This is a genomic window from Limnohabitans sp. Hippo3, from assembly GCF_003063665.1.
Taxonomy (GTDB): Bacteria; Pseudomonadota; Gammaproteobacteria; order Burkholderiales; family Burkholderiaceae_C; genus Limnohabitans_A.
Window position 1 is genome coordinate 117,678 of record NZ_NESF01000009.1, and the last position, 17,946, is coordinate 135,623.

At 63.5% G+C, this 17,946-nt stretch carries 16 protein-coding genes; 5 read left to right on the forward strand and 11 right to left on the reverse strand.

Translation table 11 applies throughout. From position 1 onward, the window contains the following. Positions 1 to 184: 184 nt before the first annotated feature. The 3 genes from rsmA to B9Z34_RS10860 are packed head-to-tail and all read right to left on the reverse strand — an operon-like array spanning position 185 to position 4,810. Positions 185 to 964 carry a 16S rRNA (adenine(1518)-N(6)/adenine(1519)-N(6))-dimethyltransferase RsmA gene (rsmA, locus tag B9Z34_RS10850; RefSeq protein ID WP_108428130.1) on the reverse strand — a complete coding sequence of 260 codons (780 nt, stop codon included), beginning with the start codon at positions 962 to 964 and terminating at the stop codon, positions 185 to 187. Then, a complete protein-coding gene (locus tag B9Z34_RS10855; RefSeq protein ID WP_108428131.1) occupies positions 961 to 2,304 on the reverse strand; it encodes a peptidylprolyl isomerase in 1,344 nt (447 codons plus the stop codon). The genes rsmA and B9Z34_RS10855 overlap by 4 nt, the downstream gene beginning before the upstream one ends. Beyond that, positions 2,297 to 4,810: an LPS-assembly protein LptD gene (locus B9Z34_RS10860; RefSeq protein ID WP_233249557.1), complete on the reverse strand. Its 2,514-nt coding sequence runs from the start codon at positions 4,808 to 4,810 to the stop codon at positions 2,297 to 2,299. Before B9Z34_RS10860 ends, B9Z34_RS10855 begins: the two co-directional genes overlap by 8 nt. Here B9Z34_RS10860 and B9Z34_RS10865 point away from each other — a divergent pair. From B9Z34_RS10865 to B9Z34_RS10875, 3 genes are all read left to right on the forward strand, one after another. After that, positions 4,809 to 5,918 (forward strand): aminoglycoside phosphotransferase family protein, encoded by a 1,110-nt coding sequence (locus tag B9Z34_RS10865; RefSeq protein ID WP_108428133.1) that lies wholly within the window; start codon positions 4,809 to 4,811, stop codon positions 5,916 to 5,918. The genes B9Z34_RS10860 and B9Z34_RS10865 overlap by 2 nt on opposite strands. 2 nt (positions 5,919 to 5,920) lie before the next feature. Beyond that, a complete protein-coding gene (locus B9Z34_RS10870; protein ID WP_108428134.1) occupies positions 5,921 to 6,622 on the forward strand; it encodes a 16S rRNA (uracil(1498)-N(3))-methyltransferase in 702 nt (233 codons plus the stop codon). 69 nt (positions 6,623 to 6,691) lie between these two features. Further along, positions 6,692 to 7,882: an MFS transporter gene (locus tag B9Z34_RS10875; protein WP_108428135.1), complete on the forward strand. Its 1,191-nt coding sequence runs from the start codon at positions 6,692 to 6,694 to the stop codon at positions 7,880 to 7,882. Here B9Z34_RS10875 and B9Z34_RS10880 read toward each other — a convergent pair. Both B9Z34_RS10880 and B9Z34_RS10885 read right to left on the reverse strand, forming a co-directional pair. Further along, positions 7,836 to 8,711, reverse strand: a complete 876-nt coding sequence (locus B9Z34_RS10880) for an alpha/beta hydrolase (protein ID WP_108428136.1) — start codon at positions 8,709 to 8,711, stop codon at positions 7,836 to 7,838. The two genes, B9Z34_RS10875 and B9Z34_RS10880, sit on opposite strands and share 47 nt — an antisense overlap. Next, positions 8,711 to 10,192: a M20 family metallopeptidase gene (locus B9Z34_RS10885; RefSeq protein ID WP_108428137.1), complete on the reverse strand. Its 1,482-nt coding sequence runs from the start codon at positions 10,190 to 10,192 to the stop codon at positions 8,711 to 8,713. The genes B9Z34_RS10880 and B9Z34_RS10885 overlap by 1 nt, the downstream gene beginning before the upstream one ends. Before the next feature lie 139 nt (positions 10,193 to 10,331). On the opposite strand from B9Z34_RS10885, the gene B9Z34_RS10890 reads away from it, so the two are divergent. Then, positions 10,332 to 11,030, forward strand: a complete 699-nt coding sequence (locus B9Z34_RS10890) for an NTP transferase domain-containing protein (protein WP_233249559.1) — start codon at positions 10,332 to 10,334, stop codon at positions 11,028 to 11,030. A gap of 12 nt (positions 11,031 to 11,042) precedes the next feature. Next, positions 11,043 to 12,044: an XdhC family protein gene (locus B9Z34_RS10895; RefSeq protein ID WP_108428138.1), complete on the forward strand. Its 1,002-nt coding sequence runs from the start codon at positions 11,043 to 11,045 to the stop codon at positions 12,042 to 12,044. A gap of 6 nt (positions 12,045 to 12,050) precedes the next feature. On the opposite strand, the gene B9Z34_RS10900 is transcribed toward B9Z34_RS10895, so the two are convergent. The 6 genes from B9Z34_RS10900 to B9Z34_RS10925 form a co-directional block, all read right to left on the reverse strand. Further along, on the reverse strand, positions 12,051 to 12,794 hold the full coding sequence (locus tag B9Z34_RS10900) for a sulfite exporter TauE/SafE family protein (RefSeq protein ID WP_108428139.1): 744 nt from the start codon (positions 12,792 to 12,794) through the stop codon (positions 12,051 to 12,053). Positions 12,795 to 12,821: 27 nt separating this feature from the next. After that, a complete protein-coding gene (gene otnI, locus B9Z34_RS10905) occupies positions 12,822 to 13,655 on the reverse strand; it encodes a 2-oxo-tetronate isomerase (protein ID WP_108428140.1) in 834 nt (277 codons plus the stop codon). Between the two features lie 57 nt (positions 13,656 to 13,712). Further along, positions 13,713 to 14,372: an aldolase gene (locus tag B9Z34_RS10910; protein ID WP_108428141.1), complete on the reverse strand. Its 660-nt coding sequence runs from the start codon at positions 14,370 to 14,372 to the stop codon at positions 13,713 to 13,715. Positions 14,373 to 14,514: 142 nt separating this feature from the next. Next, positions 14,515 to 15,780, reverse strand: coding sequence for a 3-oxo-tetronate kinase (gene otnK, locus B9Z34_RS10915; RefSeq protein WP_108428142.1), 1,266 nt, complete (start codon positions 15,778 to 15,780; stop codon positions 14,515 to 14,517). After that, complete coding sequence (gene ltnD, locus B9Z34_RS10920) at positions 15,777 to 16,676, reverse strand: L-threonate dehydrogenase (protein ID WP_108428143.1); 900 nt, start codon at positions 16,674 to 16,676, stop codon at positions 15,777 to 15,779. Before ltnD ends, otnK begins: the two co-directional genes overlap by 4 nt. A gap of 10 nt (positions 16,677 to 16,686) precedes the next feature. Next, the gene (locus B9Z34_RS10925; RefSeq protein ID WP_108428144.1) at positions 16,687 to 17,661 is read right to left on the reverse strand and encodes a tripartite tricarboxylate transporter substrate binding protein; all 975 of its coding nucleotides are present in this window, start codon (positions 17,659 to 17,661) and stop codon (positions 16,687 to 16,689) included. Positions 17,662 to 17,946: the final 285 nt, after the last annotated feature.

Genomic DNA, 17,946 nt, shown 5'->3' on the forward strand with positions numbered 1-17,946 from the left:
GGCGAAAAAATGCCCACCGACAAACTGGTGGACGTCTCGCCCCTGGCGCTGCGCATGAGCAGCCCATTCAACGCAGGTTACTGGCTCGCAGCTGCCTGATGCCGCGTTGAGCCGTACCAGCGGCAAGCCGTAAAAAAGCCCGTCTTCGACGGGCTTTTTCTTTGGCGCGGCGTCCCCCGACGGGTCAGACAGCTTGAGCCAAAGCCACAAACTCGGCCACGGGCACCTCTTCGGCCCGGCGCTGCAAGTCGAAATGGCCTGCAAAGCCTTTTTCGTCGAGCCATTTGCCCAGGGTGTTGCGCAAAATCTTGCGGCGCTGGCTGAATGCCACCTGCACCAGGGTCTCCAGGGTATTGACGTTGACCTGCGGCGGCTCGGCCAGCGGCACCATGCGCACCACCGCGCTGTCCACCCGTGGCGGTGGGTCAAAGCTTTCGGGCGGCACAAACAGCACGTTGGCCATGTCGTAGCGCCACTGCAGCATCACCGACAGGCGGCTGTAATCCGAGGTGGCGGGTTGGGCCACCATGCGGTCGATCACCTCTTTTTGCAGCATGAAGTGCTGGTCTTCGATCACATCGACCTGGTCCAGCAAATGGAACAGGATGGGGGTGGAGATGTTGTAAGGCAGGTTGCCGACGACGCGGATTTTGGCGGTGGCTGGCGTTTGGGCGCTGGCCAGCATTTGCGATGCCAGCGCTCTGAAATCGACCTTTAATACGTCCGACTCGACCACCGACAAATGAGGGTGCTCGCGCAAGCGCACGGCCAGATCGCGGTCGAGCTCGATCACTGTGAGGTGGCCCAGGCGCTCCACCAGGGGTTGGGTCAAAGCGGCCAGGCCGGGGCCGATTTCGACCATGGGCTGGCCGGGCTCGGGATGGATCGCGTCGACGATGGCATCGATGATGCCGCCGTCGGTCAGGAAATGCTGGCCAAACCGTTTGCGCGCGATGTGCTTCATTGCGGCGGCTCGCGCATCTCGACGTAAGCCCGGCCGCGAATGTCTTCGACCCAGGCGGCATAAGCTTCGTCAAGCTTTTTTTCACGCAAGGCGTTGCGTGCCATGGTGCGCTGCTCCTGATCGCTCATGGGTGCGTTGCGGCGGTCGGTGACTTCGATCAGGTGCACGCCAAAGCGGGAGACCAAAGGCTCTGCCACCTGGCCTGGGCGCAGGCGGTTCATGACCTGTTCAAACTCGGGCACAAACATGCCAGGGTTGGCCCAGCCCAGATCGCCGCCTTGTTGGGCGCTGCCGTCTTGTGACATCTGGCGGGCCACGGCGGCGAAATCGGCCTTGCCGGAGACCACGGCCTGACGAACTTCAGTCAGTTTGGCCACGGCCTGGGCCTGGGACATTTGTGCGCTTGGCCGCAGCAAGATGTGGCGTGCCCGTGTTTGCGTGACGAGCAAGGTGTTGGCCTGGCGGCGCTCCAGCACCTTCAGGATGTGAAAGCCCGCCGCGGAACGCACAGGCGCAGACACTTCACCCGTTTTCAGATTGCGCGTGGCGTCCAGGAAGAGTTCGGGGTAGCGGTCGGCGGGGCGCAAACCCATTTCGCCGCCATTGGCACCTCGGTCGGCGGCCTGAGAAGTTGCTTTGGCCAATTCGGCAAAGTTTTCACCCACCCGTGCGCGCCGGGCCACGTCGGCGGCACGTTCACCCAAAGCCTGAACGGTTGCTTCGCTGCTGTTTTCGGGCACCGCAATCAAGATCATGCCCAAATTCAATTGGGCGGGCACTTGGGCGGCTTGCGCCTTCAGTTGTTCGCGCAGGAATTGCTCGACCTCTAGGTCGCTCACACGCACGCGTCCTTCGATCTCCCGCTCGCGCAGGCGGCTGAGTGTCAGCTGGGTGCGCAATTGCTCACGAAAGCTGCTCAGCGCGATGCCGTCTTGGGCCAGGCGTTTGTGCATTTCCTCGCGCGTCAACTGGTTGCTGGCCGCCACATTCAGCTCGGCTTGGTCGATGGCCTCGGTGTCGATCTTGATGCCTGCCTCGCGGGCCTGCTGCATCTGCGCTTTTTCATTGATCAACTGCTCCAGGGCCAGGCGCGTGAGCTCATTGGCATCGGGCCGGTTGCCTGCGCGTGCGGCTTCGTTGGCCAGGCGTTGGCGCAGCACCTGAACATCCCGGTTGGTGATGGGCTCGGAATTGACCACTGCCACAATGAAGTCGGCCTGCCGGTTGCTGACGGCTGGGGCTGCCGTTTGCGCCCAAGCGCCAGTGCTGGCGAGCAAACCCATGACGCCCCAGACGGACGCCACAAATGCAGATCGGGCAGGAGAAAACAGTTTATTCATAGTGCTGGAACCGACTGGGTTGAACCGTGCTGTCGCGCAGGTATTGGTAGCGGGGAATGTTGTCACTGAGGCTCTTGAGGGGGCTCACACCCACGCGTGCGAAACCGATGAATTCAAGCTGGAAAAGGATGCGGCTGGTGGCGCTGGTGGCGCTGACAGCAGAGATGTTGGTCTGCAGCCGTTGAAAAGCCAGACGCCCCAACCAGCAGCCCGCATCGTATTCCAGGCCCAGCAAGGTGTCGACCAGGCTGCGCTCTTTCAGGCTGTAGTTCAGACGGCCTACGGTGTACCAGCGGTCTGGCCCCAGGCCTTGACCGGGTGTGCGCGACCAGGCCGTTTCGGCTTGCCGGTCGGTGTTGCCCACCAGGTCGCTCAAAGGCCATTGCCAACCCACATCCACAAACTCGGAGTTGGGAGTGAGCTGGTTGTTGGCACGGTAAGCCGCATTGATGACCCGGTAAGGGCTGTGGCTGTAACGGGCCTGCATGGTGGTGCGGGCGATGTCGTGCGTCTGGTTGTTGGCCTGCAGGGTCGCGTCAAAGGACCAGCGGTCGTCCCAGCGGATGCCGGCACCGAACAAAATATCGCTCAAACCGGCTTTGGCTGCGGGGGAGGTGTTTGAAAGTCCGACAAGTTGGTCTGAAAACCGGATGCGCTGCGCCACACCGACCCGAAGCATTTCTGCACCGCTGGTTGCGTCAAAAAAGCGGCTGCTCAAACCGAGCGTCAGCGCATCGTTGTCGGCCAACCGGTCATGGCCCACATAGGTGTTTTCGCTGAATATGGTGGACAGGTTGAAGTCGGTGGCGCCGCTGTCATAAAGCGGTAGCATGCGTTGGTCTTTGTACGGCGTGCGGGCGTAAAAGGCCCGGGGCTCCAGGGTCTGCAGCACGTCGCGACCGAACCAGCGGGTTTCGCGTTCAAACACCAGCCCCGAATCCAGGCTGAAGGTCGGCAAGACCCGGTTCACCGCCGTGGCCCCGTTGTCGAGGGCCCGGTCCATCTGGTAGCGCGTGGCGTGCAGTTGCAGCTTGGGCGTCACGAAGCCCCATGGGCGAATCCACGGGCGGCTGACCTGGGCCTGCACAAAGCTCCGCTCGCCGTTGCGCGGCAAAATCCCGGCGCTCACCAAGCTCGCCACACGCGAGTAGTCGGCCTCAAAACGCGTGGTGTCGCCCACCACCGACCAATCCAGTCCCTCGGCATTCCATTGCCCATAGCGCATGGTGATCTGGGGTGCCCTGTCGTAAGGCGGCGCGGCTTCTTGCAGGTTTTGCCAGCGCTGCACCTGTGCGCTCATGCTGAAGTCGCCCCGACCCCAGGACAGCACACCCGTGGAGGGCAGCACGCGTTGTGTCAGCACCAGGCCCGAGCGTGGAAAGTCCCGCCAGTAGTTGTTGTCGCTCACGCGGTTCAGGGTCAGGCCCAGGCCAATGCGGCCCACGCTGTCCAGCCCGGTGTCGATGCCGCCGTTGTGTTGGCTGGTCAAGCCCCAGCGTGTTTGCGAGCGCAGTTTGTCGCCGGGCATCAGGTTCAAGCGAACCTGTCCGTTGTAGTCGCGTTCCAGATAACGGAATTCGGAGTCGACCGCGACGCCCCGTTGGCTCATGACGTGGGTGGTCACCGTCGCATCGCGGTTGGGCGCGATGTCGAAGTAGTAGGGCTGCGCCACTTCGACGCCGTTGACCGTGTCGATGCTCAGCAGGGGCGGCAACAGGCCGGACTTGCGTTCGTTGGTCAACGGCAGGCTGATCGAGGGGGCTGCAAAAACGGGCACGTCCTGGAATCGGAACTGCACGCCTTCGGCTTGGATGGTCGATTCTTCTTCGTCTACCGTCAGTTTGGCGGCTTTCAGCAACCAGGCGGGTAGCCATTCCGGGCCGGGTGTGCGGCGGCATGTCGTGTAGTTGGCCTGGCGAAGGATGGTCCGCTCGTTGTTGACAAACTCGACTTGGGCGGCCTGGCCATAGCCGCCACTGCTGTACAACTCGAAGTCGGGCTTTTCAAAGGTGCCCTGAAAGCTGTCGACCTTGAGCCGGAGTTGCGGGCCGGTGAAGACGCTGGTCTCGGTGCTCACGCGCACCTGGCCTTTGGCATCCACGACGTCCTGTGTCTGGTCGTAGTCCACCCGGTCAGCGCTCAAGGCCAGTCCGGGCCGCCGCACGCTGGCCTGGCCTTCGACTACCAGGTCCATGTCGGGCCGGGCGGTGATTTGGTCGCCTTTGACAAACACCGCCCCTTCGGACTTTTGGCGATCCGTGACGGTTTCTTCCAGCAAAGGGCTGCTGCGCAGTGGCAAACCGGCAGGTTGGGCCTGCACCCAGCTGCTCCCCAGGGCCCACAGCAGCGCCACAGCCACCGAGCTGGGGGCCAAGGCCATTGGGGGAATCAGCGGCAAGGAAGGCAAAGCGGAATGGGTGGCCACAAATAGCGAAAGTGATGAAAAAGACAGGCTGTCATCGCCCCTTGGGGGCACGGGCAGGCTTTGTAGAATGGGATTATCCATGAGCCACCCCTCTCTATCTTCCATGCCCTCGCCAGCGCCTGTTTCTGTGGTCCATTGGACCGACCCCCTTCGTCAGGATCTGTTCCAGCAATGGCTGGCAGGCATCGCACCCACCCAGGGTCTTTTGCCGGATACCTTGCGGGTGGCATCGGCCGACGCCAGCTTTCGCCGCTACCTGCGGGTGGACACGATTCAGGGCGGCAGCCGCATCGTCATGGACGCGCCGCCCGACAAGGAAAACTCCGAGCCCTTTGTGCGCATCGCCGCCTTGATGAAACAAGCGGGCCTGAATGCCCCCGAGGTGCTGGATTGGCACGAAGCCCACGGCTTCATGCTGCTGAGCGATCTGGGCGATGCCACCATGATGTTGGCCATCGACCCCGAACGCCCGCAAGCCAACCACGGCCTGTACATGCAGGCCGTGGACACGCTGGTGCAGTGGCAGTTGGCCTCGCGCCCTGGCGTGCTGCCGCCCTATGACGCCGCGCTGTTGAACAGAGAGCTGAGCCTGTTCCCCGATTGGTATTTGGCCCAGCACCGGGGCGTGCAATTGCAAGGCGCGCAGCGCGAGGTGTTCGACAAGGCTTTTGCCCTGATCGTGCAGCGCAACCTGGCCGCACCCAGCGTGTACGTGCACCGCGACTTCATGCCACGGAATTTGATGATGCCGTTTGGCGTGAATCCTCAACTCGGCGTTTTGGACTTCCAGGACGCGGTCTACGGCCCCATCACCTACGACATCGCCAGCCTGATGCGCGACGCCTTCCTCACCTGGGAGGAAGACTTTGTGCTCGACATCACCATCCGCTATTGGGAAAAAGCCCGCAAGGCGGGGCTGATGGACTTTGAAGACTGGCACAGTGACTTTGGTGCGTTTTACCGCGCGGTCGAGTGGATGGGCCTGCAGCGCCACCTGAAAGTGGCGGGCATCTTTGCCCGCCTGACCCTGCGCGACGGCAAGCCCAAGTACCTGGCCGATGCGCCGCGTTTCATCGACTACATCCGCAAGGCCTGCGACCGTTACCGCGAGCTGGGTCCTTTGCTCAAGCTCATCGACGAGATCGAAGGCACCACACCTCAAGTCGGCTTCGCCTACGGGCGCATGTGAGCATGCCGCGCTTTTTTTGCCCTGCCCCTTTGGTCACTGGCTTGGCCTTGAGCCTGCCTGCGGGCGCGGCCCGCCATGTGCAGGTGCTGCGCCTGCAGCCGGGCGATGTGATCACCTTGTTCAACGGCGAAGGCGGCGAGTTTGACGCCACGGTGACCCGCATGGGCCGCAGCGATGTCGAGGTCGAAGTCGGCGTGCACCGCGCAGTCGAGCGCGAAGCCAGCCGTGCCGTGCACCTGCTGGCAGGTATCACCGCCAACGAGCGCATGGACTGGCTGGTCGAAAAAGCCACCGAGTTGGGTGTGGCCAGCATCACGCCGCTGGTGGCCGAGCGCAGCGTGCTCAAGCTCAAGGGTGAGCGGGCCGAAAAAAAATTAGCGCACTGGCAAGGCGTGGCCGTGGCTGCAGCCGAGCAGTGCGGCCGCAACCGCGTGCCGGTCATTCACCCGGCTGTGACGCTGAGCGAATGGCTCAAAAAAGCCGAAGCAGGCGAGCGCTGGGTCTTGTCGCTGTCCGAAGGCACCCGGCCGCTGTCAGAGATGGCGGGCACCGACGCCGTGACGGTGCTCAGCGGCCCCGAAGGCGGGCTGAGTCCCGCAGAAGAGGCTGCCGCGCTGGTCGCAGGCTTTGCACCCGTGACCCTGGGCCCCCGCGTGCTGCGTGCCGAGACCGCGCCTTTGGCCGTGTTGGCCGTTTGTGCCTGATCCGGGCCAAGCGCCGGGTGTCGCTTTGGGCGACTCCCTTCATAAGTCGCAGGCGATACACTGGCCCACATGAACGCTAACCTCATCCTCCTCACGCTCTGCCAGGGCCTGTTCTTCACCAACAACGTCACTTTCATCGCCATCAACGGTCTGGTGGGTTTGTCCATGGCGCCGCTGGGCTGGATGGCGACCTTGCCCGTCATGGGCTATGTGGTGGGTGGTGCGCTGTCGACCGGGCTGGTGGCCAAGAGCCAGTCGCGCTGGGGGCGCAAGGTGTCGTTTCAGCTGGGTCTGGGCGTGGCCTTGTTCTCGGCGTTGCTGGCCGCTTACGCCGCCTGGAGCCACAACTTCTGGCTGCTGGTGGCGGCCACGGTGATTGCCGGTTACTACAGCGCCAACGGCCAGTTGTACCGGTTTGCAGCCGCCGAATTGGCGGCGGACGGCTTCAAGGAAAAAGCGGTTTCACTCGTGTTGGCTGGGGGGTTGATCGGCGCCATCGTGGGGCCCAACCTCGCCTCGCGCACCCGTACTTTGTACGAGGTGCCGTTTTTGGGCGCTTACATGGCGCTGGGCATCGTGGCCATCTTGGCCATGGTGTGCATGGCCTTCATTCGCTTCCCGGCGGTGCCTGCCAAAAAGCCGGGCGACAGCGCGGGCAGGCCCCTGTCCGAGATCATGCGCCAGCCCGTGTTCATTGTGGCGGCGGCTGCGGCAGCGCTCAGCTACGGTGTGATGAACCTGCTGATGGCGGCCACACCGCTGGCCATGCAGGTGTGCGGGTTCAGTTTTGACGACGCGGCGCTGGTGCTGGAGTGGCATGTGATCGGTATGTTTGCGCCGGGCTTTTTCACGGGGCACCTGATCAAAAAATTCGGCACTCTGCAGATCATGGGTGCGGGCGTGCTGATCAATTTCGCCTGCATCGCCATCGCGCTCACGGGCGTGAACCTGCACCAGTTCCTGATCGCGCTGTTTCTGCTGGGCCTGGGTTGGAACTTTCTGTTCACCGGCAGCACCACCTTGGCGATGAAAGCCTGGACCCCCGCCGAAAAAGACCGGGGTCAGGCGGCCATCAACTTCTTTGTGTTCACCACCATGGCGGTGACTTCGTTCGCTTCCGGTGCTTTGGTCACCACCCAGGGCTGGATGTGGCTGAACATCGGCTCGCTGTTCCCGGTGGCCCTGACCGGGGTGGCGCTGGTCTGGATGGTGCTCAAGCAGAAGGCTGCGCAGAAAACCGCGCCAGCAGCCAGCGCTTGAGCGCGGTGAACACCTGAGCGCGGTAGAGGTCGTTGAAGACCTCGTGGTACATGGCCTCAAAGCATTGGGCTTGCACCACGGCCTGGGGTGCCGCATCGGCAAAGTCTGCGGTGGCCTGCGCATTGACCAGCTTGTCTTGCCCTGCGTAGAGCAGCAGGGTCGGCACCTGCCACTGCGGGGCATCGCGCAGGGTTTGCTCGCCTTGCGACAGAATCCAGGCGGCCAGTCCTGTGGCGATGCGGCGGTGCACCAGTGGATCGGCTTGGTAGGCCTTCACCACATCCGGGTCGCGTGACACGAATTCGGTTTTCATGCCGTTGTCGACCCGCACATGGGGCACCACGCGGGGCAAAGTGGCCAGCAGCATGCGCTGAAAAAAGGTCGGGAACGCGCCCAGTGCCGGAGACGACAAGACCGCCGCATCCACCGGGCGCAATTGTTCGGCCAAGGTGCGTGCCACCACCAGGCCGCCCATGCTGTGGCCCAGCACAATGAGGGGGGTGTTGGCCAAAGCCGGGCGTTGGCGCGTGTCGTCGATCACCCGGCACAAATCGGCCTGCAAGCTGCCAGGGCGCAGCAGGTCGCCCCGTGCGCCTTCGGACTGGCCGTGCCCTTGCTGGTCGTAGCCGCGCACCGCAAAACCCCATTGGTGCAAATTCGCGGCCAATTCGCCATAGCGTCCGGCGTGCTCGCCCAAGCCGTGCACCAACAGCACGGTGCCCAAGGGCTTGGTCGCAGGCAAGACCCAGTCGTACACCGCCAGCTGGCCCGCTTCGCCCTGCAGGCTTGACGTGGTCGGACGCGAGATCGACAGCCGTTGCGACAACATCACGGCATGCGGGCCATGACTTCGGCCACGGCAGCGGTGAGTTTCTTGGCATAGGGCACATGCAAAAACTCATTCGGCCCGTGCGCGTTGCTTTTGGGACCGAGCACGCCGCAGACCATCATTTGCGCTTTGGGGAAACCGGCGCTCAGCATGTTCATGAGCGGGATGGTGCCGCCCTGGCCGATGTAGCCCACACCGGCGCCAAAGTGCGCCTGGCTCGACGCATTGAGCGCCTGCTCGAACCAGGGCAGGGTGTCGGGTGCGTTCCAGCCTGTGGCGCCGCCGCCGCTTTCAAAGGTGACTTTGGCCTGGTAAGGCGCGTTGTCTTCGAGCAGGGCTTTCATCTCGGCCACGGCCTGCGCCGCGTCCACCAGCGGGGGCAGGCGCAGGCTGAGCTTGAAGGCGGTGTAAGGCCGCAGCACATTGCCCGCGTCTTTCAGCGCCGGAAAGCCTTCGGCCCCGGTCACGCTCAGCGTGGGTGTCCAGGTGCGGTTGAGCAGGGCCTGCACCGGGTCGGTGGTGGTGGGCAGGGCAAAGGTGGTCGAGCCGCCGCAGTCGTAGTGCGCCCAAGGGAAACGCTTGTAGACCTCGTCACCCAGGATCGCCGCCGTGGCCTGGGCCTGGGCCAGCCGCTCGGCAGGCACTTCGCAATGGAAGCTGGCGGGCAGCAATCGGCCCGTGGTGCTGTCCTCCAGGCGGTCGAGCACCTGGCGCATGATGCGAAAACTCGACGGCACCAGGCCCGACGCGTCACCCGAGTGGATGCCTTCGGTCAGCACCTGCACCTTGAGCGTGCCGCTGGCCATGCCACGCAAGCTGGTGGTGAGCCACAGCTGATCGTAGTTGCCCGCGCCGCTGTCCAGGCAAATCACGAGGCCCACATCGCCCAGGCGGGTGCGCAGCGCGTCCACATAAGGCAGCAGGTCGTATGAGCCGGACTCTTCGCAGGTCTCGATCAGGCCGACGATGCGCGGGTGCGGTGTCTTCTGAGCCTTGAGGGCCTGCACGGCGGCGATGCTGGCGTACACCGCATAACCGTCGTCCGCGCCGCCCCGGCCATAGAGCTTGCCGTCTTCATAAACCGGGGTCCAGGGGCTCAGGTCATTGCGCCAGCCGTTGAACTCGGGCTGCTTGTCCAGGTGGCCGTACATCAGCACCGTCTGGCCCGAGCCCTCGTTGGCGGCGCGGGTGGCGGCCACTTCAAAAAACATGACCGGCGTGCGCCCGGGCAGGCGGATGATTTCGAGCGTCAGGCCTTCGACTTTCTGCGCCTCCACCCATTGCGCCGCATGGCGCAGCACCGACTCGATGTGGCCGTGCGCGGCCCAGTCGGGATCGAACGCGGGCGACTTGGCCGGGATTTCGATGTATTTCTTCAACTCGGGCAGGATGGTGCTGTCCCAGGCTTGGGTGACATCCTGAAGGGCGCGGGCGCTGTCGAGCGTGCCTTCGGGCATTTCGCGGTGCAGGGGAGCGTTCATGGTGCGGAGTTCCTCGGGTCATCGTCAAAGAAAAACACTGTAGCGCTTTTGCGCGGGGCTGGCCACGCCAGCTGTTCGCTGCGGTGACAGGGGGGTGATGGTGCCCACCCAGGAGGGCGGCACAATGGGCACCTTGTCCATGCCAAAAGGTGTCCGATTGAACATGCTGGCGCTTGCATCACCCACACCGGGGTCTGTACCGCGCATCGGTGCGCTTGTGCTGGCCGCAGGTGCGGGCAGCCGCATGGGCCATCGGCCCAAATGCCTGCTGCAGCAAGGCGGCATGAGCTTGCTGGAGCGGCAATTGCAGGCTTTGTCATTGGCGGGTGTGGCACCCATTCGGGTGGTACTGGGGCACCACGCCAAGCGGATCCTGCAAGAGGGGGCATTGGCCCGCTGGTCAGCAGAGCCGGTGCTCAATCCGCAACCCGATGATGGTCACGTCAGCTCACTGCGTGCCGGTTTGCGCGCCTTGCCGTCCGGGCTCGATGCGGTGGTGGTGGCCTTGGCTGACCAGCCCTTGATCGATGTGCGGGCGGTGCAAGCGTTGCTACAAGCTTTTGCGCAACGCCCTGTCGGCACGCAGCTGCTGCAACCGAGCGTGCAAGGCCTGCCGGGCAACCCGGTGGTCTTTACCTGCACCGTCATGGCGCAAATTCTGGCGGGTGATGTGGACACGGGCGCACGCCAATGGCAGCAGGCGCACCCCGAAGCTGTGTACCGCTGGGAAACACCCGATGGCCATTACCTTCTGGACGTGGACAATGAAGCCGACCGCCAGGCGGTCGAGCAGTTGACAGGTCAAAGCCTGCGCTGGCCGCACGATTTGGACCTCTAAAAACAGACGCACATGCACAGCATCGACATCGACGTGATCCGCACCGCCCTCGATTGGCAAAGCAGGGGCCACCGCGTGGTCATGGGCACGGTGGTGCGCACCTGGGGTTCGGCCCCGCGCCCGCCAGGCTCGATCATGGTCATCCGGGGCGATGGCCAGGTGGCCGGCTCGGTGTCGGGCGGCTGCATCGAAGACGATCTGATCCGCCGCGTGGCCGCTGGCGAGCTGGCGCTGCGCCTGCCCGAAACTACCACCTATGGCCAGACCGCCGAAGAAGCGCGCCGCTTTGGCCTGCCCTGCGGCGGCACGGTACAGGTGGTGCTGGAGCCGCTGTCGCCTCAATCGCAACTGCGCGAATTGCTGGTGCTGATCGAGCAACACCAGCGCGTGGAGCGCCGTCTGGACATGGCCACAGGCCTGGTGCGCATGGGGGCCACCACCACAGGCGACAAGCTGCAGTTTGACGGCCAGAGCCTCACCACGGTGCACGGCCCGCGTTTGCGTTTGCTCATCATTGGCGGCGGGCAACTCTCGCGTTATCTGGCCAGCATGGCCGTCATGCTGGACTACCAGGTCACCGTGTGCGAGCCGCGCACCGAATACCACGAAGGCTGGGACACCATGGCCGACGTGACCTTGTCCACCCAGATGCCCGACGACCTGGTGCTGGCCATGTGCCTGGACCACAACAGCGCTGTGGTCGCGCTGACCCACGACCCCAAGCTCGATGATTTGGCGTTGATGGAGGCGCTGCGCACGCCCGCTTTTTATGTGGGTGCTTTGGGCTCGCTGCACAACAATGCGCAACGCCGCAAGCGCTTGTTGGCGTTTGATTTGAGCGAAGCCGAGGTGCGCCAGTTGCACGGTCCGGTGGGGCTCAACATGGGTGCTTTGACCCCGCCCGAAATCGCGCTGAGCATCGTGGCCGAAATGACCGCCATGCGTCGCGGCGTGGACCTTGGTCAGGCACTCAGCAACTGGGCAGGCTCGCAGACGGTGTGCAGGTCGGGTTGAAGGGGTTCAAGCCCGGACAACGTCCAGGATCAATTTCAGTGACACCAACAGCAAGCCCACCTGCACCCATTTGAAGAACCAGTCGTCGGCGATTTTGCGCGTCAGGTAAGCCCCGACCACCGTGCCCACCAGGGCAAACGGGATCAGCACCAGTGCGCCCGTCAGTTCATGGGGGCCATAGGGCTGCAGCTGGTGATAAGGCCCCAGTTTGGCCAGGTTGATGACGGCGAAAAACAAAGTCGAGGTGCCGGCAAACACCAGTTTGGGCAGTTGTTGGGGCAGCAGGTAAACCTGAAACGGTGGGCCACCCGCATGCGAGATGAAGCTGGTAAAACCGGACAAACTGCCCCACAGCAGTCCCTTTCGCCAGTTGGCTGACCTTGGTGCTTGCGTGGTGTTGCGCTTGCGCCAGGCGTTGAGCACAAAGCCCACGCCCATGACACCGATCATCATTTTCACGGCCGTGTCGGACACCAGCGAGGCGGTGAGCCAGCCCACCAACACACCGCCCACACCAGCCGGAACGAGGATTTTCAGATTGATGGCGCTGAAATTTTTGCGGTACAACCACAACCCGACCATGTCAGAGATGATGTAGATGGGCAGCAGCATCACGACCGCTTTGACCGGGGACATGAACAGCGAAAGGATGGGCACGGACAGCATGCCCACCGTGGGCAAGCCCCCTTTGGACAGACCCACCATGGCTGCAGCCAGACCCGCCCAAATCAGGTACTGAAGATCATCCATCACAGCTCAGGTCACAACGCCCCTCATTCACAGGTAAGGACGCACCCAGCCCAAGCCGCGTGAGGTGCCCCCCGCCGAAGCATCGGCCGGGTTGTACTCGCAGCCAATCCAGCCGTCCCAGCCGCATTCGGCCGAGACCTTGTCGATGGTCTGGAAGATGTGGGTCCAGTTCACCTCGCCCGTGCCCGGCTCATGGCGGTTGGGCACCTCGGCGATCTGGAAATGCCCCACCCGGCCCATGGGCAGGTACTGGGCGATCTTGGCGCTCAGGTCACCCTCGACGATCTGGCAATGGAACAGGTCCATCTGTACCTTCACATTGGCCGCACCCACGGCCTGCACGATGCGGTGCGCGTGGTCCTGGCGGTTGAGGTGAAAGCCCGGCACGCTGCGTGTGTTGATCGGCTCGACCAACACATCGCGCCCGGCCTTGGCGGCTTCAACGGCGGCCCATTGCAGGTTGCCGATGAGTGTGGCGTCAGCCGCTTCAGGGCTGGCTCCCTCGGCCCGCAGGCCCACCATGGCGTGGATGCGTGGGCAGTTCAAGGCTTCGGCATACACTAGGGCTTGCGCAAAGCCGGTCCGAAACTCGGCTTCGCGCCCGGGCACACTGGCCGTGCCCCGTTGGCCCGTCTCCCAAGCCTTGGCAAAGCTGTCGGTATCGGTGCCGCCCGGCGGGGCGTTGAACAGCACCTGTTGCAGGCCATTCCCCTTCAAGCGTGCAGCCAGCTCTTGTGCAGGAAAAGCATAAGGAAACAAATATTCCACAGCCTTGAAACCGTCTTTGGCCGCGGCTTCAAAGCGGTCCAGAAACGGCAGATCGGGGTACATCATCGAGAGGTTGGCGGCAAAACGGGGCATGGGTTTCTTTCAGTCTGCGATGGGTTCAATTGCGGCGAGGACGCCGCTGCTACAGGGTTACCAGCGTGCGCCAAAGGTCTGGCGCAGTTCGTCCAGTTCGTTGGCGTGCAGGGGGGGCGTGTGGGCTTGCAGCTGCATTAGCTGTGCAGTTTCTTCCAGCTCTTCGAGCGTGGCCATGGCGGCGGCGGGCGTGTCGTGCCACACATTGGGCCCCAGGCGGGTGAGCATCACCGCACGGATGGGCGTGCCGCGAGCGGCATATTCGCGGATCAGGTCGGCCACAGTTTGCGCGGCATCGGGGCTGCCCGGGCGGTGGTAAGGCACCAGTGGCACATGGCCGACCTTCATCACAAAGTAAGGCGTGATGGGCGGCAGCAATTCGGGGCCTTGAGCGTTCAGGCTGAGGGCCACGCAGTGTGTGCTGTGCGTGTGGATCACGCAGCGCGTGTCAGCATCCGTCTCGCACGCCGCGGCATAAATCTGGCGGTGCAAAGCGATGGTTTTGCTGCCTTTGTCGCCACTGACCTGCTGGCCTTGCAGGTCCAGCTTGGCCAGGCGTGCCGGGTCCAGAAAACCCAGACACGCATCGGTGGGTGTGATCAGAAAGCCGTCATGGAGCCGCACGCTGATGTTGCCTGCCGTGGCGTGCACATAGCCGCGCTCGAACAGGCTGCGGCCCACGCGGCAGATTTCTTCGCGGGCTTGGGATTCATTCATGCGGGGTCTCCGTGGGTCAACGGTCGAATTTTAGAAAGTTGTTGGCGACCGCATGTCGGGGCTGAAGCCACCGACCTACGGGGTATGCGGTAGGTCGGTGGCTTCAGCCCCGACATGCTCGATGCCCCGCTGTGCACACCTGTCACCGCAGTACCCCAAACGCTTTGCTGAAGAAATCTTCGGTGCCAAAGTTGCCTGATTTGAGCGTGATGTGAACGCCGCCGTTTTCAGAAGGTGCATGGCACCAAGGCACACCCGGGTCGATTTGCGGGCCGATTTGCAGTTGCGCGATGCCCAGCGCTTGCACACAAGCGCCCGAGGTTTCGCCGCCCGCCACCACCAGCTGCTTCACACCCAGACCGACCAAACCACGCGCCACAGCGGCCAGCGCGTGCTCGACCAAGGCGCCTGCCTCGGCCACGCCCAGCTGCGCCTGCACGGCTTTCACGGCTTCGGGTTCGGCGGTGGAGTACACCAGTACCGGGCCATCCTTCAAGAGCGGCGCGGCCCAGGCCAGCACCTGCTGCACCACGGCGTCACTTTGGCCATGCATCAAGCTGGCGGGGTCAATGGCCCGAGCGGGCCGGCCGCTGGCTTTGAAGTGGGCGACCTGCGCGTTGGTGGCCACAGAGCAGCTGCCGGAGACCACGGCCTGCAAGCCACTGGCCGCAGGCAACTGGCTCGCTTGCAGCGAAGGCTTCAGGCCAAAATTGGCGGGCAGGCCAATGGCCACGCCCGAGCCGGCGGTGACGAGCGGCATGCCCTTCAGGGCAGGCCCGAGCAGGTGCAGGTCGTCGTTGCTGGTCGCGTCCACCACGGCCACGCCCACACCATCAGCGCGCAAAGCGGCGATGCGTTCGCGGATCGCCCCTTCGCCCTGTGCCACGGTTTTGTAATTGATCAAGCCCACCTTGCGCTTCGTTTGCGCCTGCATCACACGCACCAAGTTGGCGTCGGTCATCGGTGTGAGCGGGTGGTTTTGCATGCCCGATTCATTCAGCAACACGTTGCCTGCAAACAGGTAGCCCTTGAACACGGTGCGGCCGTTGTCCGGAAAGGCCGGGGTGGCGATGGTGAAGTCCGTGCCCAGCGCGTCCATCAGCGCCTCAGTCACCGGGCCGATATTGCCTTCGGGTGTGCTGTCAAAGGTCGAGCAGTATTTGAAATAAATTTGCTGTGCGCCTTGCGCCTGCAGCCACTTCAAAGCGTCAAGCGATTGGGCGATGGCCTCGGCCGCTGGAATGGTGCGCGATTTGAGCGCCACCACCACCGCGTCCACCTCGGCCGCCAGTGGCGCATTGGGCACGCCAATGGTCTGCACCACCCGCATGCCCGAGCGCACCAAGTTATTGGCGAGGTCTGTGGCACCGGTGAAGTCGTCGGCAATACAGCCCAGTTGGATTTTCATGCCTTGCCTTTCGGCAGTTCAATACCCGGAAAGATCTTGATCACCGCGCTGTCGTCTTCCTTGGCAAATCCCGCGGTGCTGGCCTGCATGAACATCTGGTGCGCGGTGCTCGACAGCGGCAGCGGGAACTTGCTGGCACGCGCCATGTCGAGCACGATGCCCAGATCCTTCACAAAAATGTCCACGGCCGAGAGTGGCGTGTAGTCCGCCGCCAGCACATGGGCCATGCGGTTTTCAAACATCCAGCTGTTGCCCGCGCTGTTGGTGATGACCTCGTACAAAGCGGCCGGGTCCACGCCTTCGCGCAGGCCCAGCGCCATGGCTTCGGCAGCAGCAGCAATGTGCACGCCCGCCAGCAGCTGGTTGATGATCTTGACCTTGCTGCCCGCGCCCGCGCTGTCGCCCAGCTTGTAGACCTTGGCGGCCATGGCGTTCAAAAAGGGCTCGGCCAATGCATAGGCCTCGGGCTTGCCCGCGGTCATCATGGTCATCTGGCCGGATGCGGCCTTGGCCGCGCCGCCCGAGATGGGTGCGTCCACGTAACGCAAGCCCATGGCCTCCAGCCGCGCTTCGAGCGCGACCGACCAATTGGGGTCCACGGTGGAGCACATCACAAACACGCTGCCAGGCTTCATGCTGGCCGCGCAACCCGGGGTGGTGCCGTCGCCAAAGAGCACGCTCTCGGTCTGTGCAGCGTTGACCACCACCGACACGATCACATCGCACGCCGCGCCGAGCGACGCCAGCGTGTCGTGTGCCACACCGCCGCCAGCGGCAAAGGCCGCAGCGACTTCGCGGCGCACATCAAACACCTGCACGCTGTGCCCGGCGCGGCGCAGCGATGCGGCCATGCCCGAGCCCATGGCCCCCAAACCGATCAATCCGACTGTTGTCATATTCGTTCTTTCAATCTAGGTTGATCTTGGCGTAAGCCGCGACTTTTTTCCACTGCGCCATGTCGGCCTGCATGAAGCTGGCCATGCCTTGGGCGTTGACCCAGGTGGGCTCTGCGCCTGCTTTTTGGATTGCAGCTTGGACTTCGGGCTGTTTGGCCACGCGCTCGAGGGCTTGTTCCAGTTTTTGCGCAACCGGTGCAGGCAAGCCTGCGGGTGCGGCCAGGCCAAACCAGGCGAACACTTGGTAACCCTTGACGCCAGCTTCTTCCATGGTGGGCACACCCGGCAAGGCGCTGCTGCGCTGCGGTGTGGTCACGGCCAGGGCCTTGAGTTTGCCGCCATTGATCAGGCCCAGGGCCGAAGGCAGGTTGTCAAACATCATGCTGACCTCGTCGGCCATCACCGCCGTCAAGCCCGCCGCCGCACCCCGGTAGGGGATGTGCGTGATGAACAGGCCGGACATGCTTTTGTAGAGTTCGGCGCTCAGGTGCAAGGACGTGCCTTGGCCGTTGGACGCGTAGTTGAGTTGGCCAGGCTTGGCCTTGATGCGGGCGCTCAGGTCGGCCACGCTCTGGATGCCCGAGGCCGGGTTGACCACCAGCACATTGGGCACGCGGCCGAGCAGGCCGACCGGCACGATCTGTTCAGGTTTGTAGGGCAGCTTGGCATAGAGCGCCGGGCTGATGGTCAGCGGTGGCGATGCCATCAGCAGCGTGTAACCGTCGGCCGCTGCGCGGGCCGCTTCGGCCGCACCCAGGTTACCCCCAGCACCGGGCTTGTTGTCGATTACGATGGGCTGCCCCAACTCTTGCGACAACTTGGGCGCCACCAAGCGGGCCATGTTGTCGATCAGGCCGCCGGGCGGGAAGGGCACCACCAGTTTGATGGGGCGAGCCGGCCAGGCCTGCGCCAAAGCGTTGGTGGCCAAAAAGGGCGACATGGCCACCACGGCAGCGGCCGCCGCGATCCAGTTTCTGCGTTGCATGGGGAACTCCTGATTCAAATTAATCAGGTCATCATACAAATTTTGCAAGACCCCAACATCAGGGAGAACACGGGGAACCCCGTCGCAGCCGTCATGCCTCCTCTTGTCATTCCGCGTTAACCCTTGTTGTCATTCCCGCTCGTACCCCTCTTGTCATTCCCGCGAATGCGCATATGCGCTAACTTAATATCTTACGCAACGTTGCCCTCTGTGAGCGGCGTTTTCGGCTCGGTTCAGCCAAACGGTAGCGTAGGTCCTGCCATCGCCTGATCGCATCGGTCACCC

Excerpts from the sequence above, each read along its gene's own strand:
- rsmA (WP_108428130.1), bottom strand. The coding sequence starts at position 964 with ATGAAGCACATCGCGCGCAAACGGTTTGGCCAGCATTTCCTGACCGAC.
- B9Z34_RS10855 (WP_108428131.1), bottom strand. The coding sequence starts at position 2,304 with ATGAATAAACTGTTTTCTCCTGCCCGATCTGCATTTGTGGCGTCCGTC.
- B9Z34_RS10865 (WP_108428133.1), top strand. The coding sequence starts at position 4,809 with ATGAGCCACCCCTCTCTATCTTCCATGCCCTCGCCAGCGCCTGTTTCT.
- B9Z34_RS10860 (WP_233249557.1), bottom strand. The coding sequence starts at position 4,810 with ATGGATAATCCCATTCTACAAAGCCTGCCCGTGCCCCCAAGGGGCGAT.
- B9Z34_RS10870 (WP_108428134.1), top strand. The coding sequence starts at position 5,921 with ATGCCGCGCTTTTTTTGCCCTGCCCCTTTGGTCACTGGCTTGGCCTTG.
- B9Z34_RS10875 (WP_108428135.1), top strand. The coding sequence starts at position 6,692 with ATGAACGCTAACCTCATCCTCCTCACGCTCTGCCAGGGCCTGTTCTTC.
- B9Z34_RS10880 (WP_108428136.1), bottom strand. The coding sequence starts at position 8,711 with ATGTTGTCGCAACGGCTGTCGATCTCGCGTCCGACCACGTCAAGCCTG.
- B9Z34_RS10885 (WP_108428137.1), bottom strand. The coding sequence starts at position 10,192 with ATGAACGCTCCCCTGCACCGCGAAATGCCCGAAGGCACGCTCGACAGC.
- B9Z34_RS10890 (WP_233249559.1), top strand. The coding sequence starts at position 10,332 with ATGCCAAAAGGTGTCCGATTGAACATGCTGGCGCTTGCATCACCCACA.
- B9Z34_RS10895 (WP_108428138.1), top strand. The coding sequence starts at position 11,043 with ATGCACAGCATCGACATCGACGTGATCCGCACCGCCCTCGATTGGCAA.
- B9Z34_RS10900 (WP_108428139.1), bottom strand. The coding sequence starts at position 12,794 with ATGGATGATCTTCAGTACCTGATTTGGGCGGGTCTGGCTGCAGCCATG.
- otnI (WP_108428140.1), bottom strand. The coding sequence starts at position 13,655 with ATGCCCCGTTTTGCCGCCAACCTCTCGATGATGTACCCCGATCTGCCG.
- B9Z34_RS10910 (WP_108428141.1), bottom strand. The coding sequence starts at position 14,372 with ATGAATGAATCCCAAGCCCGCGAAGAAATCTGCCGCGTGGGCCGCAGC.
- otnK (WP_108428142.1), bottom strand. The coding sequence starts at position 15,780 with ATGAAAATCCAACTGGGCTGTATTGCCGACGACTTCACCGGTGCCACA.
- ltnD (WP_108428143.1), bottom strand. The coding sequence starts at position 16,676 with ATGACAACAGTCGGATTGATCGGTTTGGGGGCCATGGGCTCGGGCATG.
- B9Z34_RS10925 (WP_108428144.1), bottom strand. The coding sequence starts at position 17,661 with ATGCAACGCAGAAACTGGATCGCGGCGGCCGCTGCCGTGGTGGCCATG.